The following is a 20,080-nucleotide window of genomic DNA, read 5'->3' on the forward strand; positions in this document are numbered from 1 at the left end:
ATGTCAAGGGCACTCCGTCGCGCCGACCTCGGCCGGATCCGGGCCGAGCATCGCGCGGGCCTGGGTTCGGCCGACGTTCGCGGCCCGCCATCCGTCCTCGGAGAGCTGCGCGGCGATCTCCCGCAGCGCGCAGGAGCGCAGCGGCTCGGGCAGCCGGTCCAGCGCCGGTACGGCATCCGCCGAGAGCCCGGACAGGTAGTCCACGTCCAGCCGGTCGATGCGCTGCCACCGGTCGACGTTCCAGTCCGCGATCAGCCGGTCCGGGTTGACCACCGCGAGCCCGAGCAGGGCGACCACGACCGCGCCCAGCGCCAGCCGGGGCAGCCATCCGCTCCGGAGCCGGACCGTGGCCACCCCGACCAGCACGAAGAGCAGCCCGAGGCAGAGCTCCGCGGTCGCCACCACCAGGCGCAGCCGGGTCGCCCCGTACGCGTCGGTGTAGACCCGCATCCGGTACAGCGCCGACGCCACGACCACCAGGCTCAGCGCGGTCAGCCCGCCGACCAGCAGCCGGATCAGCAACCGGTCCGCCCGGGTACGCCGGGGCGCCCAGCGCATCGCGCCGGCGATCACCAGGAGGGTCAGCGCGGAGACCGCGAGCAGTTGCCAGAAGCCGCCCCGGGCGTACTCGGCGTAGGTCAGCCCGGCCGTACGCAGCACGTGGGCGGAGCCGCCGAACAGCACGGCGAGCTGCACCAGGACGAACACGGCGAAGAGCGCGTCGAGCAGGGCCAGCGGCAACACCCACTCCAGCGGGCGGACCGCCCGGGCCGGCCCGACCCGCAGCTCCAGGTCGGGCGGTGCGGCCAGCAGGTACGCCCCACCGAGCAGCACCGCGCCCACCAGCAGCACGCGGAACACCCAGCCGAACACCCCCGGGGTCGAGACCTCCGGCAGCGCCTCGGCCACCAGGTCGGCGAAGACCGCGTCGGCCGAGGAGAAGAGCAGCCCGAACAGCAGGAGCAGCGCGATGGTGATCCCGATGCTGGCCAGGCTCCGTCCGACGCCCGGGCCGCCCGTCCGGGCTCGGGGCAGCCCCCGGGCCGCCCAGGGCAATGCCCGCAGGGTGGCGATCGGCGGCAGTACCCCGGCGGTCAGCAGGCCCAGCGGCGTACGCCCGCCCGCCACGGCGAGCGAGGCGGTGCCGAGCGCGGCCAGCAGGCAGAGCGCGAAGAGCCAGCCGGCGGCGCGTACCGTGCCGACCCCGACCAGGGCGACGGTGGCGACCGCCCAGACCAGCCGGACCGCCCGGCCCGGCGCCCCCGTGGCGTCGGGACGGGCGGCCGCGCCGGCCACCGCGGCGGTGCTGCTCTCCTCGGCCTCGCGGACCCCCGGCGATCCGGCCGCGGGTGCCCGCCGGGGCCGGCTCACGGCGGCCGTGCCGAGGGCGGCGGCTCCGGCGACGGTGGCCACCAGCCAACCCAGGCCGGGCCGGTCCAGCGGTACCACGGATGCGCTCACCCCGGCGGCCACCGCCACCGCCCCGAGCACCACCGGCCGGGCCGCTCCGGTGGCTCCCGGCCAGCGCCGCTCCCACGCGGACGGCTGTGGCGGGCCGGGCGTCGCGGGCGGCGGGGCGAGCTGCGAGCGCGCGTCCGCCGGGCGGGGCAGCACCAGTCGGGGGTCCACGGGCGGTCGCGGCGGGGGTGCGGTGGTCATGCGGCCTCTTCTCGGACGGGCTCGGTACGTGGCAGGGTGACCTCGATCCGGCAGCCGGGGCGAGTGTCGGGCGCGGCGGTGGGCGGATCGGCCACCCGGATGGAGCCGCCGTGCAGTTCGACCACCCAGCGGGCGATGGCCAGGCCCAGCCCGGTGCCGCCGCCGGCGGCCCGCTCGCCCCGGGTGAACCGTTCGAACACCCGGGAGCGTTCCCCCGCCGGGATACCCTCGCCCTCGTCGCTGACCTCGACGTGCAGCTGCCCGGACCGCTCCTCGGCGGCGACGAGCACGGTCCCGCCGGGCGGGCTGTGCCGGGCGGCGTTGTCGAGCAGATTGGCGAAGACCTGGTGCAGCCGCCACGGGTCGGCGTGCACGGTCAGCGGGGCGGCCGGCGGCCGGAGTCGGAACTGGACGTCCTGCCCGGTGCCGGCGGCCGTCGCGGCGGCGTGCTCCACCGCCTCGTCGAGGAAGTCGGCGACATCCATCCGGACCCGGCGCAGTGGCACCACGCCGGCGTCGAGCCGGGACAGGTCGAGCAGGTCGGCGACGAGGTGCCCGAGCCGTTCGGTCTGGGTGAGCGCGGCGCGCAGCGCCGCCGGCTCCGGGGTGGCGACCCCGTCGACCAGGTTCTCCAACACGCCCTGCAGGGCGCTGATCGGCGTACGCAACTCGTGCGAGACGTTCGCGATCAGCTCGCGCCGGCGCTGGTCGGCGGCGGCCAGGTCGGCGGCCATCTTGTTGAACGCCTGGGCCAGCTCGCCCACCTCGTCGCGGGAGGTGGCCCGCACCCGGCGGGTGTAGTCGCCCCGGGCCATCGCCCCGGCGGCGGCGGTCATCTCGCGCAGCGGGGAGGTCATGCCGTGGGCGAGCACCTGGGCGGTCAGCAGGGCGATGCCGATGGCGGTCAGCGCCGTGCCCGGCGGGAGCCAGCCGACGCCGTACCAGAAGTAGCCGACGGCGACCGCCCAGGAGGCGACCAGCAGGACGCCGAGCTTCATCTTGATCGAGCGGACCGGATCGAGCGGTCGGGGCAGCACGCGGTTCAACCAGTCCACCAGGCGGCTGGTCACGCCGGCACCTCCAGCGCGTATCCGACGCCGTGCACCGTCCGGATGAGGTCCGCGCCGAGCTTGCGGCGCAGCGCCTTGACGTGGCTGTCGACCGTACGGGTGCCCGCACCGTCGGCCCAGCCCCACACGTCGGCGAGCAGCCGCTCCCGGGGCAGCACCGTGCGCGGCCGGCCGGCCAGGTGCACCAGCAGGTCGAACTCAGTGGGGGTCAGGTGCACCTCGGCGCCGTCCTTGACCACCCGCCGCTCCGCCGGGCTGATCTCGATGTCGCCTAGTCGCAAGGTGGTCGGCGGGGCGGTCGTCGCCCGCTCCACCCGGCGCAGCAGCACGTGCACCCGGGCCGCCAGCTCGCGCATGGAGAACGGCTTGGTCAGGTAGTCGTCCGCACCGACCGCCAACCCGACCAGCAGGTCGGTCTCGTCGTCCCGGGCGGTGAGCATCAGCACCGGCACCGGGCGGTCGGCCTGGATCCGCCGGCACACCTCCAGCCCGTCGAAGCCGGGCAGCATCACGTCGAGGACGACGAGATCGTGCTGCCCGGCCCGGAACCGGTCGACGGCGCTCGGGCCGTCCCCGGCGATGTCCACCGTGAAGCCCTCGGCATGCAGGCGGGCGGCGACCGACTCGGCGATGGTTCGTTCGTCCTCGACCACCAGTACCCGGCGTTCCTTCATGGCGTCCGACTGTAGGGACCCGCCGTGGAGATCGGTGGCTCGCCTTGTGAACAACCTGTGGAGAACGCCTCACGCCTGTGGATAACCCGGTGGATGAGCGGGAGCTAGTTGTGGACGACTACCAGGACGCGCTCAATCCAGGCCGAGCCGGACCGGGTGGGCCGTCGCGGAGCCGAGCCAGGTGTGCGGGTTGCCGTACCAGCACCAGCCGAGCTTCGGCGCGCCCTGGCTGATCCAGAGCGCCGGCACCCGCTTGTCGCCGCACCGGGACCCGACCAGCGAGAAGCACCGGTTCGACGCGAGCGCGGCCGGGTGCTGGGTGACGAAAGCGATCCCCTCGTCGATGGTGAGCGGCAGCCGGCCCTGGGCGCTCATTCCCTCCATCGCGGCGGCGGGCGCCAGGTTGCGGAACTCCTCGCCCCGTTCCACGTCGAAGACCAGGTACGCCGGGCCGGCCGGTACCTCCAGCTCCTTGATCGGGTCGAACCTCGGCAGGTCGCCCGCGGGGAAGTTGCGGTCGAGGAAGCCGGGCTTGCGCTTGCCGGCCAGTGTGGTGAGCCCGAGCCGCGGCTCGACGGGCACCAGGTCGCGGGTGACCACCAGCAGGAACGGCACCCGGGCCTCGGTCGGCGGCCGGTGCCCGGCACTCCCGGGCGGGCCGGCGACGGCCGCCGCGCGGAGCGGGGTGACCAGCGCGGTGAAGTCCTCCTCGGTGCGCCCGGCCAGCTTCGGGTAGCCGAGCCGGAGCAGCGTCTGGACCTGGCGGTCGAACTCGGCTCCGGCGTCGAACGGGTCGGTGGTGACGGCGGTGGTGGACGGGGATTCGGACACGGCGACCTCCACGGGTATCGTACGGCCTACCGTACAGCGTACGTTGCCCGCGCGGTTATTCCCGGTTCAGCGATTCCAGTCCTGCTTCGCCGCCCGGACCAGCTTGTCCTTCAACTCCCGGGTGTGCCGGCGGCTCACCGGCAGCTCGGTCCCGTCGATCACCACCACGTATCCGGAGTTGACCAGCCGCAGCTCCGCGATCAGCTTCAACTGCACGAGATAGGACCGGTGGATTCGCACGAAACCGGCGTCCGCCCAGCGCTCGGCCAGGGTCGCCAGCGACACCCGGACCAGGTGCGAGCCGTCCGCGGTGTGCAGCCGGGCGTAGTCGCCCTGCGCCTCCACCCAGCGCACCGCCGACCGGGGCAGCATCCGGGTCGTTCCGGCCAGCTCGATCGGGATGGTCGGATCCTCCTCCGCCCGCGCCAGGGCCGCCGGATGCGACGGCACCACCCGGGAACCCATCACCCGGCGCAACGACTCGGCCAGCCGATCGGCGCGCACCGGCTTGCGCACGTAGTCCGTCGCGCCGAGGTCGAAGGCGTCCACCGCGCCGTCGTCGTACGCGGTGACGAAGACGATCGCCGGCGGCCGGGCGAACCGGCGCAGCACCCGGGCCAGCTCCATCCCGTCCAGGCCGGGCATCCGGATGTCCAGGAAGACCACGTCCACGTCGCCGTCGCGGAGCACCCGCAGCGCCTCGGTGGCGTCGCCCGCCGTGTGCAGCCGGGCCACCCGCGGGTCGGCCCGCAGGTGGTACGCCAACTCGTCCAGCGCCGGCGGCTCGTCGTCCACCGCCAGCACCCGGAGAAATCCGGTCTGGTTCATGAGCTCGCCCGTACGCCGGGGTGGAACTTCGGCACCCGCATGCTCACCTTCGTACCGGAGCCGAGCCCCGTCTCCACGACCAGGCCGAACCGGTCCCCGAAGGCCGACCGGAGCCGCTCGTCGACGTTCGAGAGGCCGACGTGCTGGCCCGGGTCGTCGGCCGGGTCGCTGCCGGCGCCGGCCAGCTCGGCGATGCCGGCGGTCAGCGTCGTCGGATCCATCCCCACCCCGTCGTCCTCCACCGTGATGTGACACTCGGCACCCGCGTCCCGGGCCTCGATGCTCACCATGCCGGTGCCCGGCTTGCGGGACAACCCGTGCCGGACGGCGTTCTCCACCAGCGGCTGGAGGCAGAGGAACGGCAGGGTGACCGGCAGCACCTCCGGGGCGATCTGCAGGCGCACCTGGAGCCGGTCACCGAACCGGGCCCGCTCGATGGTCAGGTAGCGGTCGATCGAGCGCAGCTCCTCGGCGAGGGTGGTGAACTCCCCGTGCGCCCGGAACGAGTAGCGGGTGAACTCGGCGAACTCCAGGATCAGCTCCCGGGCCCGCTCCGGGTCGGTCCGGACGAAGGAGCCGATCGCGGTCAGCGCGTTGTAGATGAAGTGCGGGCTGATCTGGGCGCGCAGCGCGCGTACCTCGGCCCGGGCCAGCCGCTCCCGGGACGAGTCCAGCTCGGCCAGGGCGAGCTGGTCACCGGCCCAGTGCGCGGTCTCCAGGGTGGCCTGCACCAGCCCGGGCGCCGGCTGGTCGTCGGCGATCGCCACCAGCGCCCCGACCACCCGGCCGTCGGCGCTCAGCGGCGCCACCACCGCCCCGCGCACCGGGCAGTCCACCAGGTCGCAGCGCAGTTCCGATTCCCGCAGCACGGTCGACCGGCCGGCGGTGGCCGCCCGCCGGGCCGCCGCGAGCAGTTGGTCGCCGTGGTGCGCGCCGCGCCCGTCGAGGGCGAGCAGCGCCTCCCGGTCCGTCAGGGCCAGCCCGGCCGCCCCCACCAGGGTCCGCAGATGCCGTACGGCCTTCGCGGCGCCCGCCGCGCTCAGCCCGCCGCGCAGCGGCTCGGCCGCCAGCCCGGCGGTGTGCAGCACCTCGTAGGTGGCCCGCTGGGTGGCCGTGGCGATGCCCCGGCGGGCGCGCAGCCGCAGCACCGCCCAGAGCGCCGCGGCCAGCGCGGTGACCAGCGAGACGACGCCGAACACGGCGGAGAGGTTGCCACCCACGCAGGCATCCTGACGGGTGGCGACCGTCAGCGCTAGTACGCGCCCTTGCGGGCGAGCACCACGCCCACCGTGCGCCACAGGATGCTCAGGTCGTACGCCAGCGACCAGTTGTCGACGTAGTAGAGGTCCAGCCGGACCGCCTCGTCCCAGGACAGATCGGAGCGGCCGGAGACCTGCCACAGCCCGGTCATGCCCGGCCGGACCAGCAACCGGCGGCGCACGTCACCGAGGAAGTCACCGTCGTCGGCGGGGAGCGGACGGGGCCCGACCAGGGACATCTCGCCCCAGAGCACGTTGATCAGCTGGGGCAGCTCGTCCAGCGAGGAGGCGCGCAGGAAGCGGCCCACCGGGAAGACCCGCGGGTCCTCCTTCATCTTGAACAGCATGCCGTCGGTCTCGTTCTGGTCGACCAGGCCGGCCAGCCGCTCCTCGGCGTCGACGTACATGGTGCGGAACTTCCAGACCCGGAAGGTCCGCCCCTCGTGGCCGACCCGGGGCTGGCGGAAGAAGACCGGACCGGGGTCGGAGATCCGGATGGCGATGGCGACGGCCAGGAAGAGCGGGGTCAGCAGCAGCAGGCCCAGCCCGGCGGCGACCCGGTCCAGCAGGTTCTTCACCAGCAGCGCCGGGCCCGAGAGGGTCGGCTCCTCGACGTACAGCAGCGGCAGGCCCTCGATGGGGCGGATGTGCACTCGGGGGCCGGCGATGTCGGTGAGCTGCGGGGCGACCACCAGGTCGACCCCGGAGCCCTCCAGTTGCCAGGCCAGCCGGCGCAGTTCGCCGGGCTCGGCGCTGGCCGAGCCGCAGACGGCGATGGTGTCCCCGCCGACCTCCCGGACCAGGGCGAGCACGTCCCGGCCGGCGTAGACCGGCACCGGGGTCTCCATGCCGCGGGCCGCGGCGTACCCGTCGGTGATGTGGATGGCCACCGGCACCAGCCCGGCGTCCGGGTTGCGGGTGACCGCGGTGTAGACCTCCAGCGTCTCCGGCAGGGTGCCCACCAGCACCATCCGGTGCCCGGCCTGTCCGGCCAGGCGGCGGACCAGGTGTAGCACGAACCGGGCCATGAAACGGCCGAACAGGATCAGCAGCAGCGCCCCGAGCAGGGCGGTGCCGACCGTCCACCGGGACAGCTCGGTCTTCGTCGCGAAGGCGATGAAGGAGACTGTGGCGGCGACCGCCACCCCACCCCGGACCACCCGCTTGAACTCGTCCGGGCCGAGCCCCAGGTAACGCCGGTCGTACGCCCGGTTGCCCCACAGGATGATCAGCCAACCGAGGGGCAGCAGCAGGAACGAGACGGTGTGGAACCAGGTGGGATCCTCCTTGGTGCCGGAGAAACCCGAGGCGGCCTGGTCGAAGGTCCGGATGGCGATGAAGCTCGCCAGTGCCGCCGAGCCGTAGTCGAGCAGCAGCAGCATCGCGATGTAGGGGCGGTGCCAGCGGGAGACGCGGCGGCGGGCACGGGCCCACGCCGACCGGGGTACGCCGTTGTGCGACGGCGGAGTCGGCGGCTGGATCTCGAAGCTGTCGACGTGCCGCACGCTCTTGCTCCGGCCTGTGTTGGTTACCGGGCGCTGGAGGCTTGTCGTCACCTCAACCCATGTCCTCCCGCATGACTCGCGCCCTCACTCGCCGTGAGGGCCCGGGTCGCCCACCGTTCCAGTCTCCCACGCGGGTTCCGGGTCGGACGGCGACCCGAAGGACAACCCGCCCGGTGGTGCCTGCTTGGGATCCGGCCGGCTCCGCACCAGTTTCGAAGCCGGGGACCGAGCCACTATACCGATGGATGGCGGCACCGGTAGAGCCGCGGACCGGGAGGTTCGGCGCGCCCGGGCCGATTCCTCTCCGTAATCGGAAAGTGTCGTTACTCACCGTACGAGTCGGGACAACCGACGGTCAGCCAGCGGCTTGCCGCCGGTCTGGCAGGTGGGGCAGTACTGGAGGCTGGAGTCGGCGAAGGAGACCTCCCGCACGGTGTCCCCGCAAACCGGGCAGGGCAGCCCCGTCCGGGCGTGCACCTTCAGCCCGGAGCGCTTCTCGCCCTTCAGCTCCGCGGCCCGCTGACCCATCGACCGCTGCACCGCGTCGCCGAGCACCGCCCGGGTCGCCGCGTGCAGGGTGGCCAGCTGGTCGTCGGTCAACCGGTCGGTGATCGCGAACGGCGACAGCTTCGCGGCATGCAGGATCTCGTCCGAGTACGCGTTGCCGACCCCGGCCAGCACCGACTGGTCGGTCAGCACCCCCTTGACCTGGCCGCGCCGGCTGCGCAGCCGTTCGGCGAAGGTGGGCAGGTCGGCCCGGAGCGCGTCCGGGCCCAGCTTCGCCACCCCGGGCACCTCGGCCGGATCCGTCACCAGGTAGGCGGCCAGCTTCTTCTGCGTGCCGGCCTCGGTCAGGTCGAAGCCGGAGCCGTCGTCGAGGCGTACCCGCAGGGCGACCGGGCCCTTGCCGGGGCGCAGCGGCGCCGTGGACGGGAACGCCTCCCGGTAGTGCAGCCAGCCGGCCCGGGCCAGGTGCACCACCAGGTGCAGGCCGCCGTCGAAGAGCACGTCGAGGAACTTGCCGTGCCGGCCGGCGTCCACCACCGGCCGGCCGGCCACCGCGCTCGGCGCCGGGTCGTACGTCTTCAGGGCGCTGATCGCGGCGACCTCGATCCGGTCGACCCGCCGGCCCACCGCGCGCTCACGCAGGTATCCGGCGAGCGCTTCCACCTCCGGAAGTTCGGGCATCACACAACGGTAGCCTTCTTTCTCGTGAGAATCGTGGTGGCACACAACCGGTACCGGGAAGCCCAACCCTCCGGCGAGAACACCATCGTCGACGCGGAGATCGCCCAGCTGACCGCGGCCGGGGTGGAGGTGCTGCCCTTCATCCGCAGCTCCGACGAGATCCCGACGATGCCGAAGACGGCGAAGGCGTTGCTGCCGATCTCGCCGATCTACGCGCCCCGCGCCCAGCAGGAGCTGAGCCGGCTGCTCACCGAGCACCGGCCGGACGTGCTGCACCTGCACAACCCGTACCCGCTGCTCTCGCCCTGGGTGGTGCGGACTGCGCACAAGCACGGCGTACCGGTGGTGCAGACGGTGCACAACTACCGGCAGGTCTGCTCCTCCGGGCTGTACTTCCGCGACGGCGTGATCTGCCAGGACTGCCGGGGCCGGGCGCTGGGCGTGCCGGCGATCGTGCACCGCTGCTACCGGGGCTCGCGGGCGCAGAGCGCGCTGATGGCCACCACCCTCGCCGTGCACCGGCCGACCTGGAAGTCGGTCGACCGGTTCATCGCGCTCACCACGGCGGTCGCCGACCACCTGCGCGACTACGGCATCCCGGACGAGCGCATCGTGGTCAAGCCGAATGCCATCCCCGACCCCGGGCAGCCCGCCCCGGTCGGCGAGGGTTTCCTCTTCCTCGGTCGGCTCTCCCCGGAGAAGGGCCTCGATCTGTTGCTGGACGCGTGGCGCCGGCACCCGGAGGGGGCGCTCGGCCAGCTGCGGATCGCCGGCGACGGGGAACTGCGCCCCCTGGTCGAGGCGGCGGCCGCCGAACGCGCCGACGTCACCTTCCTGGGCCCGCTGGACCGGGCCGGGGTGCGGGCCGCGCTGGACGACAGCGCCGTGGTGCTGGCGACCTCCACCTGGCACGACGTGCTGCCCACTGTGATCATCGAGGCGCTGGCCAGCGGGCGGCCGGTGCTCGGCACCGCGCTCGGCGGCATCCCGTACCTGGTCGGCGCGGACACCCCCCGCGAGCCCGCCGGCACCGGCCCGGCCGCCGTCGCCTCCGCCGTCCCCGGGGACGGCCGGGTCGCCCCGCCGGCCGGGATCGAGGCGGGCGAGGCCGGCTGGGTCGTGGCCCCGGAGCCGGCCGCGCTGGCCGCCGCCCTGCCCGTGGCCCGGGCCGGGGCCGCCGCGCTGGCGCCGGCCGCCCGGGCCCGCTACGAGCGCACCTTCCACCCCGACGTGGTCACCAAGCAGCTCATCGACATCTACGCGGGGGTGGCCCGCACTGCGCGCCCCACCTGACCCGTCCGGGTCAGCGGAGGGAGGCGCGGGCGGAGAAGGCGATGCTGGCGAGCAGGAAGCCGCCGTTGACGATCGTGAACGCGACGATCACCCATACCGTGAGCGCCGGGGCGACGGTCAGCACCAGGCCGGCCAGGAAGATCACCGCGCCGTAGTCGCGAACCAGCTTCACCAGGCGTACGGGCAGCGAGGTCGAGGTGACCATGCTGGCCGCGTTCGGGCCGGCCTGCATCACCGAGGTGACCAGGTTGACCATCCAGGTGCCGGCGAAGACCGCCACCAGCCAGGTCGGCGTCCCCGGGCGCTGCGCCACGGCGGTCGCGCCGAGGGCGGTGACCAGGGCGATCTGGGCCGCCACGTCGCAGAGCACGTCCACCCGGGCGCCCGCCGCGCTGCGCTGGTTGGTGACCCGGGCGAGCTGCCCGTCGGCGCAGTCCAGGGCGTACGCGACCTGCCAGCCGACCAGCGCGACCAGCCCGACCACCCAGGCCGGGACGGAACCCGCGGCGACCCGGTCGGCGAGCGCGACCACGGTGACCGAGGCGGCCAGGCCGAGCAGCAGGTTCGCGATGGTCAGCGCGGTGGGACGCAGCCCCAGCCGCTGGGCGACCAGCGCGAAGAATGCGCCGATCCACTGGCTGATCGACTCGCTGAACAGGCCGCCGCCCCGGTTGACCCGGTGGAAGTCGGCGACGGAGGGGCGGGACGGCTCAGCCAAGGTGGTCGCGGAGTGCATCGGCGTAGTCTGCCAGCCGCTCCCGCGTCTCGGTAGGCGACATCGCCAGGTGTTCGAGGATGGTGTAGCGGTCCGGTCGGGTGGCCGGCGCGAACTGCACCGCCTCGACGAACTGGTCGTCGGTCAAACCCACGTCGGCGGGGAGCCGGGGCAGCCCGTGTCGGCCCAGGCAGGCGGACATCTCCGCGAAGCGCCGCCGGTCCCCGCGCAGGAACGTGCAGAAGAGCGCCCCGAGGCCGGCCAGCTCGCCGTGCGAGGAGGTGCCCGGGAAGAGCGAGTCGACGGCGTGCATGATCTCGTGGCAGCCTCCGCTGGCCGGCCGGCTGCTGCCGCAGACCGCCATCGCCAGGCCGCTGGAGATCAACGCCTCCGCGAGCACCGTGACGAATGCGTCGTCAGTCATGTCGCCGAGGTGGGCGAGCACCGCCTCGGCGCCCATCCGGGCCAGCGAGGCGGCCAGTCCGTCCACCGGCTCGCCGCGGACCTGCCGGGCCAGCTCCCAGTCGGCCAGCGCGCTGATGTTGCTCACCACGTCGCCGATGCCCGCCCGGTTGTGCCGGTCCGGACCGGCCTCCACGAAGTCCAGGTCGACGATCACCGCGATCGGGATGTGCACCCCGTAGGAGCCCTTGATCCCGTCGGTGATCAGGCTCGCCACCGGGGAGGCGATCCCGTCGTTGGCCAGGCTGGTCGCCACGGTCACCATGGGCAGGCCGCGCCGGGTGGCCGCGTACTTCGCCACGTCGATGGTCTTGCCGCCGCCGATCCCCACCACCGCGTCGTACGACCGAGCCCGCAGCTTCGCCCCCAGGTCGTCGGCGGCGTCCAGGGTGCCCCCGGCCACGGTGAACACGTCCGCGGTACGCAGCGACGGCCGGATCAGCTCAGCAATCTGCTCGCCCTGCCCCGGCCCGACCACCACCGCCACGTCGCCGCCGGCCGAGATCCGCCCGTCGGCGAGGATCGCGGCCAGGTCGGCCACCGCGCCGCGGCGCACGTCGATGTGTAGCGGGGTGAGGATCGTCCGGGCTAGTAGCGGCATGCGATCTCCCGCGCCCGGGCCAGGTCGGCGTGGTTGTCGACCTCGACCCAGGAGACGTCGCCGATCGGCGCCGCCCGCACCTCACCGCCCCGGTCGGCGAACTCCTGGTAGCCGTCCTCGTAGTAGAGGTTCGGGTCGCGCCGCCAGGTCGCCTCCAGCGCGTCGGCGAGCGCGTCGGCCACCTGCGGCTCGATCAGCGTCGCGCCGATGTACTCCCCGTACGCCTCGAGCGGGTCCATGATCTTGGTGATCCGGGTGAGCTGGCCGGCCGCGTCGAAGGTGGTCTTCATCTCCTCCTCGGCCAGCGCCTTGATGTTGTCGATCGCCAGCAGGATGCCCGGGCCGCGCTCGGCCAGCAGGGTCTTCTCCACGCTCACCGGGTGCACGGTGTCGCCGTTGACCAGCAGTACGCCCCGGGCGAAGTGCTCCCGGGCCAGCCAGAGCGAGTAGGCGTTGTTCCACTCCTCGGCCTTGTCGTTGTGCACCAGCGTGATCGTCACGCCGTACTTCTGCTCCAGGGCCGCCTGCCGTTGGACGACCGCGTCCGCCGCGTAGCCGACCACGATCACCACCTCGGTCAGCCCGACCTCGGCGAGGTTGCGCAGCGCGATGTCCAGGATGGTGGTCTCACCGTCCACCGGCACCAACGCCTTGGGCAGGGTGTCGGTGTACGGGCGCAGTCGGCGCCCCGCACCGGCCGCGAGCACCATCCCGATCATGCCGGCATCCTCCTCCGTACGACTCCGGGTCACCGGTGGAGGATAGCCCCGGGTGACTTTGCCGCTGCCGCCAACCGTGGGTCAACCCGGCAGGGCCGCCAGGTCGGCGAGCATCGCCAGCCGCTCCTCCGCGGTCAGCACCAGGTACGGCCCGGCGGCCCGGCGGTCCGTCTCCAGCTCGATCGCCAGCCGCTCCGCCCCGGACGGCAGCTCCGCGATGCTCGCCGCGGTGTGCCCCGCCGCGGTCCACGCCGCCGCGTGCGCGTCCGCGCGGTGGTACCGCAGCGTGCCGAGCCGGTTGAGCAGCAGCACGCCCGGCGGTATGCCCTCCGGTTCGTACGGCGGGGCCATCGCGCCGAAGGCCGAGCCCGTCCCCGCCGGGTCGGCGTCGGCCAGCACCAGCGCGTACCCGAGCAGCCGGCCGAGCGCCTCCACCAGCCGGATCACCCGGTCGTCGTGGCCGGCCCAGAGCTCCTCGGTCACCTCGGCGTGCACCTGGTAGATCTCGGCGAGGAAGGCGAGCCCGCGTTCCGTGGCGCAGAAGCCGCCGTCCGGTGCCCGCTGGATCATCCCGTGGGCGACCTGCTTGTCCAGTGCCCGCCGGCAGGCGGCCGGATCCCGGTAGCGGGTCACCGCCGCGAAGCCCGGCCCGTCCACCGTCCCGCCCGGCGCGGCCAGGCGGGTGCGGAACTCGACCAGGAAGCCGGTCGCGGCCGGCCCGCCGTACCGTGAGCTGAGCTCCGCGCCGCCGCCGTCGCGGCCGGCGAGCATGCCGGCGACGAAGGCCCGGTCGACCGCCGGGGCGACCAGCCCGGCGAACCGGTGCGGCGCCAGCTCGACGCCGTCGCTCACAGACCGATCGACCGCAGCGCGGCGAAGCCGTTCTCGGCGACCCGCCGGATCAGCCCGTCGTTGACGTCGCGGTGCTCGTCCAGCAGCGCCACGTCCGCCTCGCCCAGCCAGCGGAACTCGGTGTGCTTGCCGGCCTCCAGCCGGGGCCGGGCCAGGTCGCCGTCGACCCGGACCAGGAAGTCGGTTTCCAGCCGCTCCCGGCCGTCGTCGCCGGTCCAGTGGTACTCACCGACCAGCCCGAGGACGTGCGAGACGCTCCAGCCGGTCTCCTCGGTGACCTCCCGGCGCAGCGCCTCCTCGACGCTCTCGCCCGGCTCGACGTGGCCGCCGACGATGTCCCAGCAGTTGGGCAGGAGGGCCCGGTCCGGAGACCGGCGCTGGATGAAGATGCGGCCGTCGTCGTCCACGATCAGCGCGCCGGCGCAACGGAGAGGCTCGGTGGGCACGTGAAGACAGTAGCGAGCCGGAGCCGTTTCCGGCGATGTCCGGCCTTGTCCCGAACGCATCGAGGGCCCACCATGTCCCTACCGGTGCCGCCGTCCCACAGGGGTGATGCGTGATGCAGGTTCGGGAAGCGATGTCCAGTGAGGTTCTCGTGGTCGGCCCGGAGCACACGCTCCGGCAGGCGGCCCGGATGATGTCGGCCCGCAGGGTGGGCTCGGCGGTGGTGATCGATCCCGACTCCGAGGGGATCGGGATCATGACGGAACGTGATGTGCTCAACGCGATCGGCGCGGGGTTGGACTGCGACGTCGAACGCACCGCGGCCCACCTGACCTGGGACGTGGTCTACGCCGGCCCGGACTGGACGGTGGAGGAGGCGGCGGCGGCGATGGCCCGTGGCGGCTTCCGGCACCTGGTGGTGCTCGACGGCCGGGAGGTGGCCGGGGTGATCTCGGTCCGCGACCTGATGCGGGTCTGGGCCCGGCAGCACGCGCCCACCGGGGTCTGATCCCGCAGACGACGATGGCCCGGCCGATACCGGCCGGGCCATCGCGGTGTCACGCCTCAGTTCACGGACCGACGAAGACCGCCGCGCCACGCCAGTCGGCACCGTCCAGGCCGGGGCCGCTGACCGTGGTGGAGAACTGCGGTTCCGACGGGTCGGTCGGCCAGATCATCTTCTCCAGGTTGCCGTTGCTCTGCCGGACCACGTACAGCGAGTTGTCGGCGGTGAAGACGCCGCCCGCCCCGGCGAAGAACGCCGAGGTCATGTACGTGAACCGGTCGGCGCCGACGGTGCCGCTGTCCGGGGTGAACCAGCGCCAGTAGAGGCTGCTCTGCCCGGCGAGCGTGTAGTACAGCCGGCCGTCCTTGAAGAACATGCCGGTCACGCTCGGGATCTCGGCGTAGAAGTTCGTCGTCGAGCCGGCGTACGTCTGCGACTCACCCTCCTTGGCGGAACCGGTCTCCACGGTGTCCCACGTGGCGTCGTGGTACGGGTCGACCTTGCTCGGCGTACCGAAGGCCGCGCCGTCGAAGGACCGCTTCCAGAGCGAGCCGTTCATCCCGTAGAACAACGTGCCGCCGACCCAGAAGCCGCCCTTGGCGGACGACCAGGCGGTGCCGTCGGGGTTGTTGACCGGGGTGGCCGAGCCGGCCGCCGAAACGCCGTCGTACGACCGCTTCGAGACGCTGTTCAGCTCGGCCGCGGTCGGCAGCGGCGCCACCTTGACCAGCTCGATGGCCTGCACCAGCGGGTTCTCCACGACCCGACCGAAGTCGATGTCGACGTTGCCGTCACTGGTGATGGTGACGGCGCGCATCGTGCCCCGGTCGGTGCCACCGGCCTCGACCACCGGGTCGAAGTCGTTCAGCCGGACCAGGCCGTCGATGCTGACGTCGAAGATCCGCTTGCCCGGGGTGGCGGTGCCGGAGTACCGGTTGGCCAGGTAGATCCGCACCTGCACCTGCTGACCGGCCGGCACCGGGAAGTCCCACTGCATGTCCGGCGCGGTGCTCGGGTCCCACCGCTCGTCGCTGTAGATGGCGGCCGGGGTGCCGGCCGGAACCGTGGCGTCGAGGGTGGCCAGGGTGGTGTAGCCCTTGGTGGTGCTGCCCACGTTGTGGTACTGGCTGGGGGCGTCGATGGTGTCGGTCGCCCAGGCCGGGCCGCTGGCCGCGGTGACCGCGGGACCGCCCGCGTTGATCCGGTACAGCACGTCGTTCGCGGTGGGCGCCGGCGCCGACTGCACGATCTCGATCGCCTGGACCAGCGGGTTCTCCAGGACGTGACCGAAGTCGATGTCCACGTTGCCGTCACTGATCATCGGGAACGACCGCATGGTGCCCCGGTCCGTGCCGCCGGCGGCGGCGACCGGGTCGAAGCGGTCCAGCTTCAGCGTGCCGTCGATGCTCACGTTGAAGATGCGCTTACCGACCGTGCCGGTCGTCGGGTACCGGTTGGCCAGGTAGAGCCGCACCTGGATCTGGGCGCCGGCCGGCACCGGGAAGTCCCACTGCATCTCCGGCGCGGTGGCCGGGTCCCAGCGCTCGCTGCTGAACACGTCCACCGGGGTGCTGGACGGCACCGTGGAGTCCAGGGTGGCCGGGGTGGTGTACGTGTTGACGTTGCTGCCGGTGTTGTGGTTCTTGCTCGGGGTCGCCACCGTGTCGGCCGCCCACGCCGGGCCACCGTCGACCGCGGCGATCTGCGGCCCGCCGGCGTTGACCCGGTAGAGCACCTGGGTCGGCGTGGCCTTGCCCGCCTGGTAGACGTCGCCGGGCAGGTCCTTGACCGCGGTGGAGTGCGGGGCGTCGCCGCCGGTCAGCGGGAAGAAGGCGATCTTCTGGCGCTTGTACTGGAAGTTGCCGATCCAGTCCTGGTCGCTGCCGAGCCAGAGGCCCCCGGGGGTCACCAGCATCTCGGTGACGCCGTACCCGCGCGGGTGCCGGCCCGGGTTCCAGGCCAGCGGCAGGCCGCTCGCCGGGTCGAGCGCGGCGATGCTGGGCCGGCCGACGGCACCCGGCGCGGCCTTGTCCGTGCCCGAGGAGTTGTTGGACCAGCGGAAGTGGCCGCCGACGTAGACGGCCTGCTCGCTGATGCCGACGGAGAGGAAGGTGTCACCGCCGCTGTAGTTGACCCAGGTCGGCTGCTGTCCGCCGCCGGTCGCCGCGGTTTCCCACCGCGCCGCCGAGTCACAGAGCCCCGGGTACGCCCCGCCGGTGGTGGCCACCACGAAGTACTTGCCGTCCGGCGAGAACTGCACGTCGCGGACGTACGAGTCGAAGGAGAGGGCCCGGCAGGTCGGGGTGTAGCGGTCGGTGTTCCAGTCCATCACGGTGGCCGAGGTGTCACCGAGGCTGATCCGCACGATCTGGTCGTGCAGCACCCCGTCGGCCTTCTTGAAGTTGCCGATGACGACGAGCTGGTTGCCGTCCGGCGAGAGGGCGAGCTTCTCCGGCCCGACGCCGGCCTTCGCGCCCGTGCTGCCCTCGGTCCAGTTGTGGTTCTCAGTCAGGGGAATGTTCAGGTAGCTGTCCAGCGCGCCGGTGGCGGCGTCCAACGAGGCGAGACCGTTGCGGGTGCTCGCGTCGGCGGTGGTGAAGATGCCGCCGACCAGCAGCCGGTCACCCACCTTGGCGATGTCGTTGATGGTGCCGTTGAACGCCGGCCCCTTGAAGGTGGTGACCAGCGAGCCGTCGGCGATGTTGACCAACGCCAGCTTGCGCCGGTTGACGCCGTTGGCAATGGTGAACTCACCGGCGAGGTAGACCGTGCCGGCGGTCGGCCCGGGGAGCACCGCGTTCACCGGACGGTCGAGCACGGGCTTGAAGGCGGGGTCGATGTCACCGGTGGCCTTGTCGAAGGCCAGCACGTACTTCTGGGTGACGGTGGTGGCCGAGCCGCGGTCCTGCGCCTGGGTGAACGACCCGGCGGCGATCACCTTCGTGCCGGCGTCGTAGATGGCCACCACGCTGCCGTCGAGGATGTTCGGCGTCTGGGCGGACGGCACGTCCGCGACCACGGTGTCGTGGTTCGGCGCGGCGGCGAGGGCAGGGCTGGCCGTGAATAGGCTGGCGACGCCGAGGACGGCGGCACCGAACAGGGACACCGTGCGGTGTCTCAGTAACGAGGAAGGCACAGGCAACTCCGGAGGCGCGTCGGAGAGCTGTGATCGGGGCCGGGGATCGGAGCGGTGTGAGGCGTCCGACCGGCGCGATCGACCACAGACGTGAAAGCAACACCTTCTCGCATCGAGGTGCGCCGCGTCCACCCGGGATCGTGATATTGGCCGAGCAATCCGTCGGGCCGACCCGCCGAGCCAGTGCGGATCACACGAAAAGACGAGCCCCGATCACCGGGCCGGGGTCGCGGTGGCGGTCAGGTCGGGTGGCGGCGGCGAGAAGTACGGGTCGGTGGCCATCTCCCGGAACACGGCCTCGCTCTCCGGATCGTTGCCGAACGTGCTGTCGTACAACGGCTTGGTGGTCTGCCTCGCGGCGAAGTAGAGCGCGCCCTTGATCTGCGGGTGCTTCTTCAGGTACGGGCCCACCTCACGCAGCCAGTCGGCGCGCTGCCCGGGCCGGCCCTCCTGGGTCAGGCCGAACTCGCCGATCACCACCGGCCGGGGGTGCTGCTGGGCGAAGGCCATGAAGTGGTCCATCCGGTTGCTGAAGCTGGCCCACTCCGGGCCCGGGTAGACGTCGGCGCAGAGCCAGTCCACCTGGTCGTCACCCGGGTAGTACGCCGCCGCGGCCCGCTCGTCCTCGGCGAACCCGTCCGCGTGCGGACACCACACCCAGCCCGCGTTGGTGACCCCGACCTCGGTGAAGATGGCCCGGATGTGCTTCCAGGCGGCGACGTAGTCCTCCGGCGAGTGGATGCTGGCGGCCAGGTTGGGCCGGTCCATCTCCCAGCGGTACCGCAGCAGCACCGGCAGCCCGAACGCCTTCACGTCCTCGGCCCGCTGCCGGATCAGCGAGTCGTAGGTGCCGCTGACCGTCGACCGGGTGTCCGTGCCCTGCCAGGAGATCATCTGGAGCTTCCCCATGGCCTGGAACGCCTGCTCCGTGGCGCCCGGGAAGGACTCGTTCCACTGGTGGAACATGTGCGCCATGGTGAGCTTCCCGCCCGCGGCCCGGTTGAACTGGTCGAGCGCGGCGGCCCGCCCGGTGGCGTTGTGCCACTGTGGCTTGACCCAGGCACCGAGCCAGGCGCCCTCCTCCGGCGGCTCCGGGCCGAGCCCGGTGGTCCGCACCGGGCCGGTCCGCGGCTCCACCGTGGGCGGTGACGCCACCGTCGTCGCCGGCCCCGCCGGCCGTCCGGCGGGCCCCGACTCGCAGGCCGCCACCGCCGGTGCCAGGCAGGCCAGAGCGAGCACGGCCGCCATCGTCCGTCGTAGTCGTCGTACCACCGCAACCTCTCCCCAGGAAGGTCGCCGGCCCCCGTGACCCCGGGCTCCGCGTCAGCGGAGCCCGGGGTGGCCGGACGACCTGAAGCACTCTACCGGTGCGACGGCCCTCACCTGGGGTAGCCGAGTTCGGTCAGCAGCGGCTCCGCCTGGGCCAGGACGTCGGCGAGGTCGGTCTCGCTCAGCCGGGCCTGCCACCGGCCGACCGAGCCGGGGCGGGCCTGGCCGAACCGGGCGTGCAGGGCCTCCCGGCCCGCCGGGTCGCCGACCTCCAGGAAGTCGGCGACCACCTCGGCCGCCTCGGCGGGCCGGGTGACGATGTCCTCGTAGCGCAGGTGACGCACCCGCTCGGCGGGCAGCTCGGCGAGCTGGGCCAGGGCGCTGCTGGTGAACCGGCGCCACATCCAGGCCGACCGGGCCAGGTCGGAGACCCGGCTGAACTCCTCCCGCCGCTCCGGCTCGACCCAGAACCGCGGTGCCGCGCCCCACGGGGTGCCTCCCCGGCCGCTCTGCCCGCTGCCGGTCGACGCGGCGTTGAGCCACGGCTGCTCGGCGTGCGACACCGCAACGTCCCGGCCGTCCCGGTAGACGTGCAGGAACACCGCGTCGGGAAAGACCTCGGTCAGGAACGGCACGATGAAGCAGTTCTCCGGGTCCTTCTCGGCGAACCGCAGCCCGCCGTGGCCGGAGGCGGCGAGCAGCGCGCCGTAGTAGCCACGGAAGTAGCGGGCCGCCCGCTGCGGGGTCCAGCTGCCCTCGTACACGCAGCGGGCCACCGCCTTGGTCAGCCGCGGCTCGAAGTGGTACGACACCTCCGGCAGCGCCCCCACGCAACTGCCCAGGAAGGTGGTGCCGGAGCGCGGCGCGCCGAGGATGAAGATCGGCCGCTCGACCTTGAGGCTCAGCTTCCGGCCGGCGGCCGGCACCGGACGCTCCAACTCCCGGCGTTCCTTCCGGTCCGCCACCAGACCGACGGCGGCGAGTTTCGCGGCCTTCACGGCGGAGAGGCCGGTGTGCGGGGCGAGGGGCGTGCTGCTGGTCATCGGTGTCCCATCGGTGCGCAGGGGCAG

At 73.1% G+C, this 20,080-nt stretch carries 18 protein-coding genes; 2 read left to right on the forward strand and 16 right to left on the reverse strand.

All coding sequences use genetic code 11. The annotated features are described in order from the left end of the window. Positions 1 to 3: 3 nt before the first annotated feature. The 8 genes from I8N68_RS20100 to I8N68_RS20135 form a co-directional block, all read right to left on the reverse strand. Entirely contained in the window at positions 4 to 1,659 is a 1,656-nt protein-coding gene (locus I8N68_RS20100) for a DUF4153 domain-containing protein (RefSeq protein WP_200212296.1), read from the reverse strand. Further along, a complete protein-coding gene (locus I8N68_RS20105; protein ID WP_372433772.1) occupies positions 1,656 to 2,729 on the reverse strand; it encodes a HAMP domain-containing sensor histidine kinase in 1,074 nt (357 codons plus the stop codon). Before I8N68_RS20105 ends, I8N68_RS20100 begins: the two co-directional genes overlap by 4 nt. Continuing rightward, positions 2,726 to 3,403, reverse strand: a complete 678-nt coding sequence (locus I8N68_RS20110) for a response regulator transcription factor (protein ID WP_200212298.1) — start codon at positions 3,401 to 3,403, stop codon at positions 2,726 to 2,728. Before I8N68_RS20110 ends, I8N68_RS20105 begins: the two co-directional genes overlap by 4 nt. 132 nt (positions 3,404 to 3,535) lie before the next feature. Beyond that, positions 3,536 to 4,234: a DUF5701 family protein gene (locus I8N68_RS20115; protein WP_200212300.1), complete on the reverse strand. Its 699-nt coding sequence runs from the start codon at positions 4,232 to 4,234 to the stop codon at positions 3,536 to 3,538. 66 nt (positions 4,235 to 4,300) lie between these two features. After that, positions 4,301 to 5,062, reverse strand: coding sequence for a LytR/AlgR family response regulator transcription factor (locus I8N68_RS20120; RefSeq protein ID WP_200212301.1), 762 nt, complete (start codon positions 5,060 to 5,062; stop codon positions 4,301 to 4,303). Beyond that, positions 5,059 to 6,282 (reverse strand): sensor histidine kinase, encoded by a 1,224-nt coding sequence (locus I8N68_RS20125; RefSeq protein WP_200212302.1) that lies wholly within the window; start codon positions 6,280 to 6,282, stop codon positions 5,059 to 5,061. Before I8N68_RS20125 ends, I8N68_RS20120 begins: the two co-directional genes overlap by 4 nt. Positions 6,283 to 6,314: 32 nt before the next feature. Then, entirely contained in the window at positions 6,315 to 7,826 is a 1,512-nt protein-coding gene (locus I8N68_RS20130) for a sugar transferase (protein WP_200212303.1), read from the reverse strand. Positions 7,827 to 8,153: 327 nt separating this feature from the next. Continuing rightward, positions 8,154 to 9,014, reverse strand: coding sequence for an Fpg/Nei family DNA glycosylase (locus I8N68_RS20135; RefSeq protein WP_200212304.1), 861 nt, complete (start codon positions 9,012 to 9,014; stop codon positions 8,154 to 8,156). 24 nt (positions 9,015 to 9,038) lie between these two features. On the opposite strand from I8N68_RS20135, the gene I8N68_RS20140 reads away from it, so the two are divergent. After that, positions 9,039 to 10,307 carry a glycosyltransferase family 4 protein gene (locus tag I8N68_RS20140; protein WP_200212306.1) on the forward strand — a complete coding sequence of 423 codons (1,269 nt, stop codon included), beginning with the start codon at positions 9,039 to 9,041 and terminating at the stop codon, positions 10,305 to 10,307. A gap of 10 nt (positions 10,308 to 10,317) precedes the next feature. Here the strand turns inward: I8N68_RS20140 and I8N68_RS20145 are convergent, their stop codons facing one another. The 5 genes from I8N68_RS20145 to I8N68_RS20165 all read right to left on the reverse strand — a co-directional run bounded on the left by I8N68_RS20145 (position 10,318) and on the right by I8N68_RS20165 (position 14,102). Further along, complete coding sequence (locus I8N68_RS20145) at positions 10,318 to 11,043, reverse strand: CDP-alcohol phosphatidyltransferase family protein (protein ID WP_200212308.1); 726 nt, start codon at positions 11,041 to 11,043, stop codon at positions 10,318 to 10,320. Then, entirely contained in the window at positions 11,018 to 12,085 is a 1,068-nt protein-coding gene (locus I8N68_RS20150; RefSeq protein ID WP_200212310.1) for an iron-containing alcohol dehydrogenase family protein, read from the reverse strand. Before I8N68_RS20150 ends, I8N68_RS20145 begins: the two co-directional genes overlap by 26 nt. Further along, positions 12,073 to 12,804, reverse strand: a complete 732-nt coding sequence (locus tag I8N68_RS20155) for a phosphocholine cytidylyltransferase family protein (protein ID WP_200212427.1) — start codon at positions 12,802 to 12,804, stop codon at positions 12,073 to 12,075. Before I8N68_RS20155 ends, I8N68_RS20150 begins: the two co-directional genes overlap by 13 nt. A gap of 81 nt (positions 12,805 to 12,885) precedes the next feature. Further along, positions 12,886 to 13,656 (reverse strand): hypothetical protein, encoded by a 771-nt coding sequence (locus tag I8N68_RS20160; RefSeq protein ID WP_200212312.1) that lies wholly within the window; start codon positions 13,654 to 13,656, stop codon positions 12,886 to 12,888. Then, positions 13,653 to 14,102 carry an NUDIX hydrolase gene (locus I8N68_RS20165; protein WP_307812891.1) on the reverse strand — a complete coding sequence of 150 codons (450 nt, stop codon included), beginning with the start codon at positions 14,100 to 14,102 and terminating at the stop codon, positions 13,653 to 13,655. Before I8N68_RS20165 ends, I8N68_RS20160 begins: the two co-directional genes overlap by 4 nt. A gap of 113 nt (positions 14,103 to 14,215) precedes the next feature. On the opposite strand from I8N68_RS20165, the gene I8N68_RS20170 reads away from it, so the two are divergent. Next, the gene (locus I8N68_RS20170) at positions 14,216 to 14,608 is read left to right on the forward strand and encodes a CBS domain-containing protein (protein WP_200212322.1); all 393 of its coding nucleotides are present in this window, start codon (positions 14,216 to 14,218) and stop codon (positions 14,606 to 14,608) included. Between the two features lie 61 nt (positions 14,609 to 14,669). Here I8N68_RS20170 and I8N68_RS20175 read toward each other — a convergent pair whose 3' ends face one another. The 3 genes from I8N68_RS20175 to I8N68_RS20185 form a co-directional block, all read right to left on the reverse strand. Next, positions 14,670 to 17,711 carry a malectin domain-containing carbohydrate-binding protein gene (locus I8N68_RS20175; protein ID WP_307812892.1) on the reverse strand — a complete coding sequence of 1,014 codons (3,042 nt, stop codon included), beginning with the start codon at positions 17,709 to 17,711 and terminating at the stop codon, positions 14,670 to 14,672. Positions 17,712 to 17,954: 243 nt separating this feature from the next. Then, positions 17,955 to 18,989: a glycoside hydrolase family 26 protein gene (locus tag I8N68_RS20180; RefSeq protein WP_200212326.1), complete on the reverse strand. Its 1,035-nt coding sequence runs from the start codon at positions 18,987 to 18,989 to the stop codon at positions 17,955 to 17,957. A gap of 131 nt (positions 18,990 to 19,120) precedes the next feature. Further along, on the reverse strand, positions 19,121 to 20,053 hold the full coding sequence (locus tag I8N68_RS20185; protein WP_200212328.1) for a sulfotransferase family protein: 933 nt from the start codon (positions 20,051 to 20,053) through the stop codon (positions 19,121 to 19,123). Between the last annotated feature and the right edge of the window lie 27 nt (positions 20,054 to 20,080).

The sequence above is a fragment of the Micromonospora coerulea genome, from assembly GCF_016598485.1.
Classification (GTDB): domain Bacteria; phylum Actinomycetota; class Actinomycetes; order Mycobacteriales; family Micromonosporaceae; genus Micromonospora; species Micromonospora coerulea.